A 17,343-nucleotide genomic window follows, 5' to 3' on the forward strand; every position below is an offset into this window, starting at 1 on the left:
TAAAATTGGAGAACGCTCCAAGAACTATAAAAATGTATTTTACCAGTTTCCTTGTAAACCTTCTTTTAAAGCGCTGTTGTATTTTTCCAAATCAAAACTGTACAAATCTGGAGCTTTGTGTGCACCGCCTTTGCGAGATTCATCTAGTTTTGTGAGAATGTCGTAACGCAGAATTTTTCTGTAAAAATTACCGCGATTTAATTTTTTCCCTAAAATACCTTCATATAATTTTTGAAGTTCCGGCATCGTAAATTTTTCAGGAAGAAGATTATAACCTATAGGATGATTGTTTAATTGTTCTCTAAGCGTAATCAAAGCTTTATCAAAAATTGCCCTGTGATCCATCATAAACTCAGGGAGAATTTCTATCGGATGCCATTCTACAGCACTCGAAAATTCATCAATTACTAACTTAACTTGCGAATGTTCTGCTAGTGCATAATATCCAATAGAGATAAAACGCTGTTTGTACCAAATGTCATCGTTATAGTCAGCAAATGCATCTTCAGAACGATTACGGTTTCCAAAAGTATGAAACTGATGCAGGTAAATATTTTCGGTTCCGGTTCTATCTTTTAAAATTCGAACCGCTGCTTCATCCACATTTTCGGTCTTTTTTACATAGCCACCAGGCAGTCCCCAAGATTCCATATCCTTCATTTTTAAAAGCAAAACCTGAAGTTCATTTTTATGAAAACTAAAAATAACACTATCTATAGAAAGTGTCGGAATATACTTTTTCCAAGCCTCTATTGACTCTATTTCGAGAAACTTTTTGAAATCCATGACGGTATAATTAGCTTCAAATTTAAACTTTTTAATCTGTACGAGTCAAATTAGTTGAGTTTTTTCTGTCTTTTTAGAACTCGTCACAAAATAAAAGTCCAAAGTTATTTTTTTGTATTTCTTTTTGTCGAAGCTTTTGCATTTTTCATAATCTAAGACGGTGTTTTTTCAATGATTGCAATACTTTACGCAAACGAGGTAGTGCTTTTTTAAGTGTTTGCTTGACAATTAAGATATAGGGCTTTTTTGTTGGTTTTATGGAATTTATAGTTGGATTTTTATGCGATATTGAAAATAATAACACCATTTATTTGCTGAAATGGGAAATAGTAATTAATATTGCTTCATTATGAAGCAATGAAAATTTCATAAGGAAAACCTAACTTAAACTACTCATGAAAAAATTAATTATTTCCACAATCTGTCTGGCTTTTTTTCCAGCTTTTGAAGCTTTTTCACAAGAAGAGAATAAACAACAGAAAACCACAGATTCAATTAAAAAAACAATCAAAATTGTTGAAACAGACAGTAAAGAAGAAAAAAATAGAAATGTTATGCTTAATGCGGCCAACAATACTGGTCCGCGCGATGTAAATATCGGTTTACCGTCAACTGTGGGCGGAATTACCATTCAGGAAAATGACTTACCAGTGGTTTATTATTTCTGGCCAGAACTGCCAAACCGTACTTGGAGACAAAGTACAAGTTTAGGACGCACTGGATTATTAAAAATTGGAGAAGCAGCCATTACAACCGGAGATTTAGGTTTTGCCGTTAATTCTTATACCAAATTAGGAACAGATAAACTGGAAGTCGTGGGGAATTTTTCAGGTTCAAGTTTCGGATGGATGAAAGGCGACCTAAATGTTTCTGGACCATTAGCAAAAGGCTGGTCATACACAATGGGAGCTTATGCCAATTTTGATCCAAACTCTTTTGATTTGAAATTTGCCAAATATTCAGACCGAACTCAGATTTACAGAGCAGGTTTAACCAAGAAATTCAATAACGGAAAAGGACAAATCAGCTTTTTATACAAATATGCCAATTCGGCTTCTTTAACAAATTATGCTGTTTTTAGATACAAAGAAGGCGGAAAAGTAGAAGAATACAACGACTTTAGAATTGGGCGTGATTCATACATAGTGAATGATGGAATCATGAAGTTTAAAGACATCATGACGGGTGAAACGAAATTTGCTGATATGGGCGGAAGCGACGCTGCATCTACTTCTCATACTTTTGACATCTTAGGAAATTATGATTTAGCGAATGACTGGAAATTTAAGTTCTCAACTCGTTTTCGTTATGCTAAAGCATCTCAGTTAATTGCTATTCCGTTGGGAATTTTTCAAGCTACCGCTGGGGATAATTTCACTTACAAATCAAACGGTAATGCATACGTTGGAAATGTAAATTCGATGTTAGGTCTGTACACAGACGGAGTACCTACAAAAACAGCTTTATCTAGATTTGAAATCACTAAAAATGTGGAAAAACACCAATGGAGATTTGGTGTAATGGAATATTATTACCAAGTTGATGATTTTACATCAAGCCGTTCTTTCTTTAACCAAACAGTAAGCGCAAACCCTGATAAATTGGTTCGTAACACACCAGGCGGAACTTCAAACACAGATGCTGACGGATTTTACAACTACAATGTCGGAGGTGAATACCACAATGGTTTCGAAAATAAATTATCTGGATATTTCTCGGATAACTGGACCATTACAGACCGTTTGAGTTTGGCTTACGGAGTGAATTTAAGATACCATAAATTAAAAGGAGATTACTACTTAACACCAAGAACGTCGGATTTACTATTTGATCCAACCCAGAAAACCTATTTTGATAACAACTGGTTTCATTTAGGCGGTTCGATCAATGCGGTTTATAAAGTAACCAAAAGAGCCGGAGTTCTAGCCGACTTTACCTACACAGAAAAAAATGGACAGTTAGAAAGTTATTCGGGAGCGGTAGCACCTAATAATGCGAAATCAAAAAGTCCATTGGCGGCGTTCGGATTGTATTTCAATCATGATAAATTCAGTATCGTTTCTCAGGCAACTTATTTAACTCGAAATAATTATTTAGCAAGATTAAATTTAGTGAATCCGGCAGATGCAACTCAGTCAGAAGTAGCAACGGTTTTCTATGATATCCAAACTTTAGGATGGACAACAGATATTGTGGCAACGCCATTCAAAGGATTTAATCTGCATTATCTAATTACGTTCCAAGATCCAGTTTACAAAAATTATGATTTTGCTGCTTTTGGAAACAACTATTCTTATAACGATAAAAACGTACTGGAAATTTCTAAAGTTTTAATGGAAATTGATCCAAGTTATACGTATAAAGATTTCAAATTCTGGGCGAGTTTCAGATACTTTAGCAAGCAGTATGCGAACCAGACCAATGCCTTATATTTTGCGCCAAGATGGGAAACCTTTGGAGGTGTAAACTACAAAATCAACAATCATTTTGATATCGGCTTGACCGCAGTAAACTTCTTAAATCAGACAGGAGCAAAAGGAACAATCAACGGAGCAGAATTAATTACAGATGCTTCAGGTTATTACGATCAGCTTTTGGTTGGATCATACATTCGTCCATTCACTTTAGAAGCGTCACTTAATTTCAGATTCTAAATTTCATTCTATGAAAAAAATAGTCATAACTGCCGCTTACGCTTTTTTTCTAAACGTAACGATGCAGGCACAACAAGGAAATTTTACTATCGTTAAAAATAATAAAGGTGCAGATTTGGGATATTCTCCTGAATCTGGCATCAAAATATTGACGGTTAATGGTAAAAAGTTTAAGGATTTAAATAAAAACGGAAAGCTGGATAAATATGAAGATTGGCGCCTTTCTCCAGATGAAAGAGCCAAAGATTTAGCTTCCAAAATGTCGGTGGAACAAATCGCGGGATTGATGCTTTACAGTCGTCATCAGGCTTTACCAGCTGGAGTTTCGGGTTATAATGCAGGGACTTACAACGGAAAAATATTCCCGGAAAGCAATGCCAAAACTTCTGATTTAACCGATCAGCAAAAAGCTTTTTTAAAAGAAGATAATCTGCGTCATGTTTTAATTACAAGCGTTCAGACTCCAGAAACGGCCGCTTTGTGGAATAATAATATGCAGGCTTTTGTAGAAGGAATTGGACTTGGAATTCCGAGCAATACGAGTACAGATCCACGCCATACGGCAAATGTAACTTCTGAGTTTAATGCTGGAGCAGGAGGAACCATTTCTATGTGGCCAGACGGATTGGGAATGGCTTCGACTTTTGATCCGAAAATTGTGGAACAGTTTGGACAAATTGCGGCCAAAGAATATCGTGCATTAGGAATTGCAACAGCACTTTCGCCACAGATAGATTTAGGTTCTGAGCCGAGATGGTACAGAATTTCAATGACTTTCGGCGAAAGCCCGGCTCTAACAAGAGATATGGGAAGAGCTTACATTGACGGATTCCAGACTTCTTACGGAAAAGACGAAATCAAAGAGGGTTGGGGTTACAAAAGTGTCAATGCCATGGTAAAACACTGGCCGAGTGGTGGTGCTGAAGAAGGCGGACGCGACGGACACTGGGCTTATGGAAAATTTGCAGTTTATCCAGGAAATAATTTACAGCAACATATCGATCCGTTTATTAATGGTGCTTTTAAACTGAAAGGAAAAACAAGCAAAGCTTCGGCGGTAATGCCTTATTATACGATCACTTTTGGTCAGGATAAAAAATACAACGAAAACGTAGCCAATGGTTACAGCAAATATATTATTACCGATTTACTGCGAGATAAATACGGCTATGACGGCGTAGTTTGTACCGATTGGTTAGTAACAGGTGACGAAGGAAAAACGCCGAATCTTTTTGCAGGAAAACCTTGGGGAGTAGAAAATCTTTCTATAAATGACAGACATTACAGAGCGATTATTGCGGGAGTAGATCAGTTTGGAGGGAATAATGATAAAATGCCAGTTTTGGCAGCTTATGACATGGGCGTAAAAGAATTTGGAGAATCTTTTATGAGAGCTCGTTTCGAAAGATCGGCTGTTCGTTTGTTGAAGAATATTTTCAGAGTGGGTCTTTTTGAAAATCCTTATTTGAATGTAGAAGAAACGAAAGCAGTTGTCGGAAATCCTGAATTTATGAAAGCAGGATATGAAGCACAATTGAAATCGGTTGTTTTATTGAAAAACAAAGTGGCTGTTTTACCTTTAAAGGAAAAGAAAACCGTTTTTATTCCGAAAATCTACACGGCTTCAACCAAAGATTGGTGGGGCGTTGCAAGTCAGCCAAAACTAGAATATCCAGTAAATCTAGAGTTAGTAAAGAAATATTACAATGTTACCGAAGATCCTTCAAAAGCTGATTTTGCCATTGTTTTTGTAACAAGTCCACAAAGTTTAGAAGGCGGTTATGATTTGAAAGACAGACAAAACGGAAGTAATGGTTATGTACCGATTTCTCTTCAATACGGAACTTACACCGCAACCGAAGCCAGAGCAAAAAGTATCGCGGCTGGAGATCAAGTTATCGATCCAACGATTAAAGACAGAACCTATAAAAACAAAACCGTTACCGCAGCTAATACAATGGATTTGAGAACGATTCTCGATACCAAAGATATGATGAACGGCAAACCGGTTATTGTTTCGGTTACTGCTTCAAAACCAATGATTTTTAATGAATTCGAAAAACAGGTTGACGGAATTGTATTGAATTTCGGAGTTTCTTCTCAGGCTGTTTTAGATATTATTTCTGGAAAAACAGAACCTTCAGGATTACTTCCGGTTCAAATGCCAGCGAATATGGAAACGGTTGAAAAACAATTTGAAGATGTTCCTTATGATATGATTCCACACAAAGACTCTGAAGGGAATGTTTATGATTTCGCTTACGGATTGAACTGGAAAGGAGTTATTAAAGATGCCCGAACAGAGATTTACAAGAAGCAGTAATTTATTTAATGCCACGAAGGCGCTAAGGCGCAAAGTTTTTTTATTGGTGTTGAATTTTAATCTCGCAAAGTCGCAGAGTCGCAGAGTTTTTATTTAAAGTCTCTACTTAAATCTTAAAAAAATAAAGATTAAAAAAACAGTATTTTTTTTTCACGCAGATTCTGCAGATTGAGGAGATTTTAATTGATAATCTGCGCGCACCTGTTTAAATCTTTTTAAAATCTGCGTGAAAGAAAAAAACTTTGAGACTCTGCGACTTTGCGAGATTAATTAGTAAAAAAATAACGATAAAACCACAATTCATATGAAAAATAAAATCACATTCTTATTTGCTTTTCTACTGCTTGTCGGTACAACTGTAAAAGCACAGGAAACGATAAAATTATATCAGGGAAAAGCACCGGGATCTGAAAACTGGACACAAAAAGAAGCGGAGATGTACTCAGATTTATTTAAAACCGAAGTGGTCTACAATGTAACTGATCCGACTTTAATCGTTTATCAAGTTCCAAAAGGAATTAAAAATACAGGAACAGCCATTGTAATTGCGCCTGGAGGAGGATTTCAGAGTTTATCGATTAACAGAGAAGGAAAAGAACTGGCCGAAATTTTAAGCAAAAAAGGAATTACTGCTTTTGTTTTAAAATACCGTTTGAACAAAACCGAAACAAATGATCCAGCAAGAGAAATGATGGATAAATTAAAAGACAGAGCAGCTTTTGAAAAAAATTCTCTGGCGACAATTCAACTGGCAGCACAGGACGGAAAAAATGCTTTGAATTATGTTCGTGCCAATGCTTCAAAATATGGAATTGATACTAAAAAAGTCGGAATCATTGGTTTTTCAGCTGGAAGTACTGTGGCAATGGAAACGGTTTTAGACAACAAACCAGAACAGCTTCCAGATTTTGTAGCAAATATTTATGGTGGACCAAGACCAGAACTTTTAAGTGTTCCTGCACCAGATAAAAAGATTCCGATGTTCGTTTGTGCAGCAAGCGACGATCAGTTGAAATTGGCTCCAAGAAGCATTCAAATGTATAACAAATGGCTGGATGCTGGTCAGACAGTTGAATTACACATGTACTCAAAAGGCGGACACGGTTTTGGAACTGGAAAACAAAATTTACCAGTTGATTCCTGGGAAACTCGTTTTGAAGAATGGCTTTCGCTGGAAGGATTTTTAACTAAATAAAGAGAGAAGGTTTCACGCAGATTTAGACAGATTTGAGCAGATTTTATTAGAATAAATCTGCGTTTATCTGCTTGAATCCTTTTAAATCTGCGTGAAAAAAAATCAATTTTTTTGTGCAGCAACAAGAGAAAAGGTTTCACGCAGATTTAGACAGATTTGAACAGATTTTATTAGAATAAATCTGCGTTTATCTGCTTGAATCCTTTTAAATCTGCGTGAAAAAAAAATCAAATTTTTTGTGCAGCGACAAGAGAAAAGGTTTCACGCAGATTTAGACAGATTTGAGCAGATTTTATTAGAATAAATCTGCGTTTATCTGCTTGAATCCTTTTGAATCTGCGTGAAAAAAAATAAAATTTTTTGTGCAGCGACAAGAGAAAAGGTTTCACGCAGATTTAGACAGATTTGAGCAGATTTTATTAGAATAAATCTGTGTTTATCTGCTTGAATCCTTTTAAATCTGCGTGAAAAAAAATCAATTTTTTTGTGCAGCAACAAGAGAAAAGGTTTCACGCAGATTTAGACAGATTTGAGCAGATTTTATTAGAATAAATCTGCGTTTATCTGCTTGAATCCTTTTAAATCTGCGTGAAAAAAAATCAATTTTTTTGTGCAGCGACAAGAGAAAAGGTTTCACGCAGATTTAGACAGATTTGAACAGATTTTATCAGAATAAATCTGCGTTTATCCGCTTGAATCCTTTTAAATCTGCGTGAAAATTAATTTAAAGGACTTAATAAAACTATATATTATGAAACATAAAATTATAAAAACAGCTAGAGTAACGCTTTTGACGGCGTTAGTGCTTTCTAATTTATCATGGAATAGGATTCCGAGTGATGAAACGAATCCGCCTCTTGTTACGATTAAAGGGTTTACGTTTGCCGATTTTAACAGAAACGGAAAACTAGATCCGTGGGAAGATACACGTCTTTCTGTTAATCAGAGAATTGATGCTATCATCAAGGAAATGACCAATGCAGAAAAAGTTGAATTACTAATCGGAACAGGAATGCCTGGAATCGAAGTCTTAACAGGCCCAGTGGGCGATTCAAAACAGGGATTGGTTCCTGGTGCAGCAGGGGGAACTGCAGCCTTTGAACGATTCGGTATTCCTGCAACGGTTGTAGCCGATGGGCCAGCAGGTCTAAGAATTGCGCCAACCAGAGAAAATGATTCAAAAACCTACTATGCAACAGCATTTCCGGTTGGAACAGCTTTAGCTTCGACTTGGAATAAAGCGCTTTTGGAAGAAGTAGGAAAAGCAATGGGGAATGAAGTAAAAGAATATGGTGTTGATGTTTTATTAGCGCCTGCTTTAAACATTCACAGAAATCCATTGAACGGAAGAAACTTCGAATATTATTCTGAAGATCCTTTGATTTCAGGGAAAACAGCTGCAGCAATTGTAAACGGAATTCAGTCGCAGGGCGTTGGGACTTCAATCAAACACTTCGCAGTAAATAATGAAGAAACCAATCGTTTAACGGTTAATGCACATGTTTCAGAAAGAGCGATTAGAGAAATTTATTTGAAAGGTTTCGAAATCACAGTTAAAGAATCTGATCCTTGGACAGTGATGTCTTCTTATAATAAATTAAATGGCGAATATACTTCTGCGAGAAAAGATTTATTGACAGACGTTTTAAGAAACGAATGGGGTTACAAAGGAATTGTAATGACGGACTGGTTTGGTGGTTTCCCAGGATTCGAATCGATTCAAAAAGGTTCAAATTCGGAAGTGGTAAAACAAATGATTGCCGGAAATGATTTGTTGATGCCGGGAATTCCTGTTCAGAAAAAAGCGTTATTGGAAGCTTTAAATTCTGGTAAATTATCTCAAGAAGTAGCCAATACCAATGCGAAAAGAATTTTAGAATACATCTTCCGCACGCCGACTTTTGCTAAATACAAATACAGCGATAAGCCAAACTTAACCAAAAATGCAGCAGTAACCAGAAATGCAGCTGCAGAAGGAATGGTTTTGCTTAAAAATGAAAAAAATGCACTGCCTTTTGCTGACAAACAAAAAGAGGTTTCTTTGTTTGGTGTGACTTCTTACGCTTGGATTACGGGTGGAACAGGAAGCGGAAGTGTAAACAACAAACACACGGTCTCTCTTTTAGAAGGTTTAACAGCTGCAGGTTATAAATTAGACAAAGAATTGGTTGATTTGTATCAGCCTCACGCTGAAAAAGAAGTAGCAATTGAAAAAGAAAATAGAAAAGCAAGAGGAATTTTGGCTTTGCCGGAAAGACTTCCAGAACTAAAAATGGACGATGCTTTTATCGCTAAAAAAGCATCAAGTTCTGAAATTGCCTTTGTAACGCTTGGAAGAAATTCTGGAGAAGGCGGAGACCGAGTTGTAGACAATGATTTTAATATGGCAGACGAAGAAATTCTAATGTTGGATAAAATCTCAAAAGCTTTTCATGCGCAAGGGAAAAAAGTAGTTGTGATTTTAAATATTGGCGGTGTAATCGAAACCGCTTCTTGGAAAGATAAAGTAGATGCTATTTTATTAGCTTGGCAGCCAGGTCAGGAAGGCGGACATTCTGTTGCAGATGTGGTTTCAGGAAAAATTAATCCGTCTGGGAAATTAACGATGACTTTCCCAACGAAATATTCGGATACTCCTTCGGCTAAAAATTTCCCCGGAATTCCAGCAGATAATCCGCAGGAAGTAACTTATGAAGAAGGTGTTTATGTTGGATACCGTTATTTTAATACGTTCAATATTAAACCTTCATACGAATTTGGTTTCGGAAAATCCTATACTTCTTTTGAATATACCGATGTGAAATTGAGTTCATCATCATTCAAAGATAAACTGACCGTTTCTGTTACGGTAAAAAATACAGGAAAAGTTTCAGGAAAAGAAGTAGTACAGGTATATCTTGCAGCTCCTTCAAAATCTATTGATAAACCAAAAGAGGAATTAAAAGCTTTTGCTAAAACAAAAGAATTAAAAGCAGGCGAGAGTCAGACTTTAACTTTGACTTTATCTCCAAAAGACCTAGCTTCTTTTTTAGAGAATAAAAGCGCTTGGATTGCCGAAGCTGGGGAGTATAATGTATTGGTAGGAGCCTCTTCATCAGACATTAAGAAAACAGCAAAATTTTCGGTTGCAAAAGAAATAACAGTTGAGAAAGTGAAGAAAGCTTTCGAATTAGATTCGAAGTTTACAGAGCTTAAACCTTAATTAGTTATCGTTTGGTTAGTTAGTGATGAACCGTCCCGAATAAAATCGGGACGGTTTATTTGTTTATGAGGTTGTCGTTTCTCTTTAGTTTTAAGATAAAGACTGGAAATAAAGAAAATAAGGGTTATTATAGACCTGTAATCCGTAATTTATATGATTATTATGTCAAGATTTATTCCGTTTAAGGAAAATCTACTGTATAATTAATTTGACAACATTCGCTTTCTGTGGTAGAAAAGTTATCTCTTCTGCTTCTAAACTTAACGCATTATTTATGTTTAGATAAACTCCGTATTGTATTCTTGTGAGTTAAAACAATGTGCGATGAATAGGTTACTACTATTATTTTATCTTTTTACAATATTCTCATTTGGCCAGCATACAAAATTTGAAAATTTTACGACAAATCAAGGATTGTCTAACAATTCAGTTGTTGATATTGAAAGTGATAATGACGGAGGTTTATGGATTGCTACTTGGGATGGTCTAAATTATTTTGACGGATATAACTTTAAGGTTTTTAAAAATAATTTAAATAATCGCAAATCCATTTCGGGTAACTATATTACTAAATTAGAAAAAGATAAAACCGGAAAAATCTGGATTATCACCAAGGAAGGTCATGTAAACTGTTATCTCGGAAATGAAGAATTTGACGAATTTAAGTTTAAAACCACGCCTAAAAATATCTTTTTATCGCAAAAGGCAAATATCGTGGTGGAAACTAATACAGCCTATTTCGAATACATAGACAAATCATTTGTAGAGATATCTCAAAATAATGTAAAAAAAGCCGACTTCAGTAATCTAAAAAAAACATTACTCTCAAAACACCCTAAATTAATTATTAATGATGTTTTAAAAGATAAATGGGGAAATACATGGTTTGCTACTCGTGAAAACGGATTGTATATTATAAATAATGAAAACAAAATAGAGCATCTTACAGCAGATTTGTATTCGCCGTATTCTTTTAAAAATAATGAAATAGAAACACTTCATCAGGATGATTTCGGAAATATATGGCTAGGCCAAAAAGATGGAGGCTTAAGTATGGCATTTACAGGTTCTGAAGAAATAAATTCTATTCTGCCGCATCCTCTGAAACAACCTTACCTTCCAGACGAAACAATTCGAGCCATTACAAAAGACGATAAAGGAAAAATCTGGCTAGGTTATTATACAAGGGGACTTTATTGTTTTAACGATAAAAGTCATTTTTTTGAAAAATTTGAAATAGACAAAGCCGCATCGAACCCAGATTGGGAACGAATAAGAAGTTTGTTTACCTCAAGTGATGGGAGTCTTTGGGCAGGAACTTATAAAGGTATTTTGCGTATTTTGAATAATAAATGCACTAGCTACGAAAAAAACAATTCTGGTGGGGCTTCTATTAATAGATGTTATTCATTTTGCGAAGATCAAAATAAACAGCTCTGGATGGGATGCTGGGGAGGATTGGCTAAATTTAATTTGGTAACTGGACAATTCGAAAAGTTTAAAGGGCAGGAATTGTTAAGTAAATATCATATAAGGAATGTTAAAAAAAACAATCAAAACCTTATTATTTCGACCGAAAATAATGGTGTGATTGTATTTAATCTTGCGAATAATTCTTTAAAGCGAATTACAACAAAAGAAGGCATTCTAGGAAACAGTATATATTCTGTTTTTGTAGACAATCAATCTGATAATTATTGGATTGCTTCTTTGGGAGGTGTAACAGTTTTTAATGAAAAAACAGGTGTTGTAAAAAATATTACAGAATCTGAAGGATTACCTAGTCATATGGTATACGGACTTATAGACAACGGCGATAAAGTTTGGATTAGCACTACGAAAGGAATTGCTTCTATTGATAAAAAAAAATACACAGTTACTTCTTATCATCCTAACCACGGATGGCAAGGAACAGAGTTTTCAGAAGGAGCATATTATCAGGATTTTAAAGGGAATTTATTTTTTGGCGGAGTAGAAGGTCTTAATTATTTTAATCCAAGAACTATCTGTTCCAGCAATTCTAAAGCGAAAATTAAATTGAAAATTGATGGTATTGATAATTCATTAAAATCAATCAAAAAAAGCTTTAGTAACAATTCATTAGAAATTGAGGTGATTCCAATTCTTTTTCCAAGAATAAAGAAAACAGATATTTATTATAAACTGGAAGGAAGAGATGAAAAATGGATTTTGCTTCCTGCAAATAATAAAATAGAATATTCGAATCTTTATTCTGGCAATTACAGCTTTGTAATCAAACAAGGCAAAGACGGAAAACCGGAACCTGCTTATTTTTCTCTTCAAATAGGTAAAGCATTTTATGAATCGATATTGTTTTACATACTCTTGTCTGGTTTTATCCTTCTAGTTTGTATTGTCGTGGTTTATGTAAAAAATAAAGCAGCGCTCGTACAGCAAAAATATCTGGAGGAACTAGTTGTGGCTCGAACTGCTGTTATTGAAAATCAGAAAAAAGAAATGGAACAAGTTAATGAAGAACTGGATAAAAAAAACAGAAAAATCATTGAGCAAAAAGAAAAACTTCTGATTCTTCATAGTAACTTAAAAAAGGAAAATTTCGAGATAGAAAAGTTTAAGACTTTTATGCTGGCTGAGTTTCAGGAACCAATATCCAAAATTATTAAAAGTTCAAGTACGTTTAAAAAAGATGCAGAAACGCATCGTGATTTAATATTGCAGTCGAGCAAGCTGGTAAAGCTTATTTCTGAATGGAATTATCTGGAACATGTAAAAGATCTTGGCCCAACAAAAAAATCAACAGCAAATCTTTTTCCCATTTTTAAAAATAATGTCGAAAGACTAAAAAAAGATTTACAGTTTAATGAAGTCAATTTTAACTGCGAAATAGATAATTCTGAATGTTTTTCTATTGTAGACGTTCTTCGTTTAAAACTGGCGATGCAATATTTTTTTAATGACTTAAGCAAATATTCAGATAGAGACAGTACTTTGAATATTGCAATTGCTTACAAAAATAATTTTATCGAAATTAAAGCGACTTCGGATAGTATTATTCTAAAAGACAATTGGTACAATATTTCGCATTACAGTCCTTATTTTAAAGCGTTGCAGATTTTACTAGAAGATTTGGACGGAGAATTAATTCCATTTTCAGGAAACGATTTTGGTATGACTTTATGTATCCCAATAGTAGTTGTTGATCCAGATATTAATTTTAAGGAAACCATTTCGTGGAAAAATTTTAATAATGCAGATCAGTTTTCTTCTGATAAAAAATCCCTTCTAATTTTTGGCGATTCATACAATAATCCAGCTGCCAGCCAAGTTTTGGAAAGCGAAAACTTTAATCTGATTTTTGAAAGTTCTGTTTTCAATTTGAATTCAGTCATGAAACAAATAGATATTTCGGCTTTGGTTTTGTATCAGACAGAATTTTCCAAAAAGCTGATTGACTTTCTAAAATTAAACAAAGAAAATTCGAATATTAAAATACCGATGATTTATATCTCAGAAGATATCAATTATGAATTGAATGAACAATTATTGGAAATTGGAATTGAAACCCATATTCAGCTTCCAGCTAGTGCATCATTTGTGAGGAAAAAAATTGACAGCTTGATTAATCACAATATCGAACCGTTGAGAGAGCATAAAATCCAAGAGAAAATATTCGAGATCCTGACAGAAGACAACGAACATGTCACAGCAAATGAACGACTTTTAAGAAGAGCTTTAGAAATAATTAAGGAGCAATTGCATAATCCTTCTTTTAATGTAGAAATGCTTGTTGAGGAATTGGGTACTTCAAGAGTAAAATGTTATCGCATTTTTAAGGAAACTTTAAACCAATCTCCTTCAGATGTTTTAATGTCGCTTCGATTACAAAAGGCTGAAGTTTTATTGAAAACGAAGAGATTAAACATCTCAGAAATAAGTTTTGAATGCGGGTATAACGATCCAAAATATTTTGGACGTTCGTTTAAAAAGTATTTCGGAAAAACTCCTAAAGAATTTAAAGAACTTAAAGAGTACACAGTTTAGAATTTTTGTTAGCCCTGTATTTGCACAAAGTTAGGACAATGTTAATGTGCAAAATTCCGCTTTTTTGCTGTTAATCCTGTCCTAAATTGAATTAAAAGTCCTCTTTTGGAAAACAAAAATCCTCCCTTTGAAGGAACCGTTAAAATACTTTTGGCAAAACAAAAAAACTATTTTAAATGAAAAAAATTTATGCATTATTACTTCTTGCCTTCGGATGTATGTCATACTCCTATGCGCAGGGAAATGTATCAGGAATTGTGGTTTCTGATGTAGAAAAAGTGCCGGTTCCAGGTGTCTCTGTTTATATTAAAGGAGAACCAAAAGGAGCTGTTACAACAGATTTTGACGGAAATTTTGTAATTAAAGTACAGCAAAATGAGGGTATTTTAGTTTTTTCTTACGTTGGATTTAAAACAAAAGAAGTTCCTTTCTCAGGGACTCAAAAACTGAATGTTTCTTTAGCAGAAGAAGTGAGCACCTTAAACGAAGTAGTAGTTGTAGGTTACGGTACTCAAAAGAAATCGGATGTAACTGGAGCCATTGGTTCTGTAAAAAGCGAAAACTTTAACAAAGGAGTTGTTGCCAATGCTGGACAATTGATTCAAGGTAAAGTTGCCGGGGTTAATGTAACGGCAGCAAGTGGTGAACCTGGTGCAAATCAAGATATCATTATTCGTGGAGTTGGAAGTTTACGTTCTGGAACAACACCTTTATATGTTGTAGACGGATTTGTTCTTGACAACTCTGGTAATGGTGTTGCTACAAATCCTTTAAACTTTATTAATCCTCAAGATATTGAGAGCATTGATGTTCTAAAAGATGCGTCTGCTGCGGCTATTTACGGTTCTAGAGCTGCAAATGGAGTAATAGTAATTACAACTAAAAAAGGAGCAAAAGGACAGGCAAAAATTAACCTTTCTATGACTACTGGATTTTCTTCTTTAGCAAATAAAGTAGATGTGTTTAGTGCAGATGAATTTAGAAGACAAGTTGCTGCTGTAAACGGAAATTTACAAGATGGCGGAGCAAATACAGACTGGCAGGATGAATTAACAAGAACTGGAGTTTCTCAAAATGTTAATTTATCGATGAACGGCGGAACAGACAAATCAAATTATGCAGCTTCTGTGGGTATGGATAACCAAGAAGGTATTCTACAAAATAGTGATTTAAAACGCTATTCAGGACGTTTGAATTTAAACCAAAAAGCATTAAACGATAAGTTAAATGTTGCCTTTAACTTGACAGCAACTAAACTTGAAAATTCAAGACCAGATGCAAGAAATGTTGTTGGAAATATGCTTACACTGAATCCTACTGACGCAGTATATGTTAACGGACAACCAAATGTTAACTTAAGTAACGATGCTGTAAATCCTTTAATCAGTCAGAGAATTTATTCTGATGAAACAACCAACAATCGTATTCTTGCTAATATTAGTCCATCATACGAATTTATAAAAGGATTAACTTATAAATTTAATCTTGGAGTTGATTATTCTATGTCTCAAAGAGATATACAAGTTTTGCCATATACTTCGGCTACTAATACAACCGAAAGTACTTTGAACAACATTGTTACGAATAATAATAATGTTTTATACGAAAATACATTAACATATAATTTTAATGTTAAGGCTCATAATTTTACGGTTCTGGCAGGTCAGTCTTATCAGAAAACTCAAGTAAATCAGAAGAATTTTAACTTTAGAGGATTTCCGGATAATGGTGTAGAACCTAAAAATCAAATTGGAGCTGCTGGAGACCTTAGAAGCAAGTCTTCTTCTGCGGTAGAAAATGAACTTCAGTCTTTCTTCGGAAGATTAAACTATGGGTATGACAACAAATATTTGCTGACCGCAACTTTGCGTGCCGATGGTTCTACTAAATTTGGTAGTGACAATAGTTACGCCTATTTCCCATCTGTAGCATTGGGATGGAACATTACTAAAGAGGATTTCTTAAAAGAGTCTGAGGTTGTAAATAATCTTAAATTAAGAGCAAGCTGGGGACAAACTGGTGTTCAGGAAATTCCTTCTAAAAAGACAAAAACAAGTTATACAGAAAGCAACAGTGGCTACGATACTTATCCACTAGATCCGACTGATACCGATTTAGCTAGTTATCCTTATGGTTCAATCTATACTCGTTTAGCAAATCCAGCTCTTCAATGGGAGGTTTCAACACAAACAAACATTGGTTTAGATTTTAGTTTATTCAATAGCAGGTTATCAGGTACTGTTGATTATTTTAACAAAGTTTCAGATAACATTTTGTTAGAAGTTGCGCCGGTAGACCCTATTCAACCTGCATCAACATATTGGACAAATATTCCTAATATGGAAGTTCGAAACAACGGTATCGAAGTTGCTTTAGATTACAGCAGTGACAAAAGTAAAGACTTCTCTTATAGCATTGGTGGAAATGTATCTTTTACAAAAAATAAAGTAGTAAACTCTCCTTATAAAATATTGACAACTGGAGCGGCGCAAGGTGGCGGACAAACTGGAGCAACTATCAACGGAGTTTTGAACGGACACCCAATAGGTTCTTTCTACATGCTTGATTTTACAGGAATTGGTCCTGATGGTCAAAATCAGTTTGCAGACACAAATGGAGATGGTTCTATTCTAGATAATGACCGAATTGTTGCAGGAAGTGCATTGCCAGATTATATCTATGCTTTTTACTTGAATTTAAAATACAAGAATTTTGATTTCGTTGCTAATTTTAATGGTGCAGGCGGAAATAAAATCTACAATCACGTTGCAATGACTTCATTCAATAGAGGAAATTTAGCAAACTCTTTTAATACTACAGACAGAGCTTCACAATATTTAAACGAAGCCTCTACAAACTCTAATACAGTTTCTACAAGATACTTAGAAGATGGAAGTTATTTAAGATTAAACAATGCGACTTTAGGATATAACTTAAGCCCAAAATTAGTTGGACTTGGTGATGTGATGGACAATATACGTCTTTCTGTAACAGGACAGAATTTATTTGTAATCACAAAATACAGCGGTTATGATCCTGAAATTAATACTGGAACTTCTGTGGGCGAAATTCAGGCTTTTGGTATTGATTACTTTAGTTACCCAAGAAGCAGAACCATTGTATTTGGATTAAACGTAGCATTCTAATCAAAAAAAGAAAA

The 17,343-nt window shown here is 34.7% G+C and carries 7 protein-coding genes; 6 read left to right on the top strand and 1 reads right to left on the bottom strand.

Going from position 1 to position 17,343, the window contains the following annotated elements:
* Positions 1-39: 39 nt before the first annotated feature.
* Complete coding sequence (locus tag ACFFLS_RS05640; protein WP_379689231.1) at positions 40-786, bottom strand: NUDIX hydrolase; 747 nt, start codon at positions 784-786, stop codon at positions 40-42.
* Between the two features lie 395 nt (positions 787-1,181).
* Between ACFFLS_RS05640 and ACFFLS_RS05645 the strand changes: the two genes are divergently transcribed.
* From ACFFLS_RS05645 to ACFFLS_RS05670, 6 genes are all read left to right on the top strand, one after another.
* Positions 1,182-3,440: a TonB-dependent receptor gene (locus ACFFLS_RS05645; protein WP_379689234.1), complete on the top strand. Its 2,259-nt coding sequence runs from the start codon at positions 1,182-1,184 to the stop codon at positions 3,438-3,440.
* A gap of 10 nt (positions 3,441-3,450) precedes the next feature.
* Complete coding sequence (locus tag ACFFLS_RS05650) at positions 3,451-5,763, top strand: glycoside hydrolase family 3 protein (protein WP_379685565.1); 2,313 nt, start codon at positions 3,451-3,453, stop codon at positions 5,761-5,763.
* 304 nt (positions 5,764-6,067) lie between these two features.
* The gene (locus ACFFLS_RS05655; protein WP_379685567.1) at positions 6,068-6,958 is read left to right on the top strand and encodes an alpha/beta hydrolase; all 891 of its coding nucleotides are present in this window, start codon (positions 6,068-6,070) and stop codon (positions 6,956-6,958) included.
* 751 nt (positions 6,959-7,709) lie between these two features.
* Positions 7,710-10,160 (top strand): beta-glucosidase, encoded by a 2,451-nt coding sequence (locus tag ACFFLS_RS05660; RefSeq protein WP_379685568.1) that lies wholly within the window; start codon positions 7,710-7,712, stop codon positions 10,158-10,160.
* Positions 10,161-10,484: 324 nt separating this feature from the next.
* Positions 10,485-14,183, top strand: a complete 3,699-nt coding sequence (locus ACFFLS_RS05665) for a two-component regulator propeller domain-containing protein (RefSeq protein WP_379685569.1) — start codon at positions 10,485-10,487, stop codon at positions 14,181-14,183.
* A 176-nt stretch (positions 14,184-14,359) separates the two neighbouring features.
* A complete protein-coding gene (locus ACFFLS_RS05670; RefSeq protein ID WP_379685570.1) occupies positions 14,360-17,329 on the top strand; it encodes a SusC/RagA family TonB-linked outer membrane protein in 2,970 nt (989 codons plus the stop codon).
* The last annotated feature ends 14 nt before the right edge of the window (positions 17,330-17,343 follow it).

Origin of the sequence: Flavobacterium procerum (assembly GCF_042431625.1) — a bacterium.
GTDB classification, from domain to species: domain Bacteria; phylum Bacteroidota; class Bacteroidia; order Flavobacteriales; family Flavobacteriaceae; genus Flavobacterium; species Flavobacterium procerum.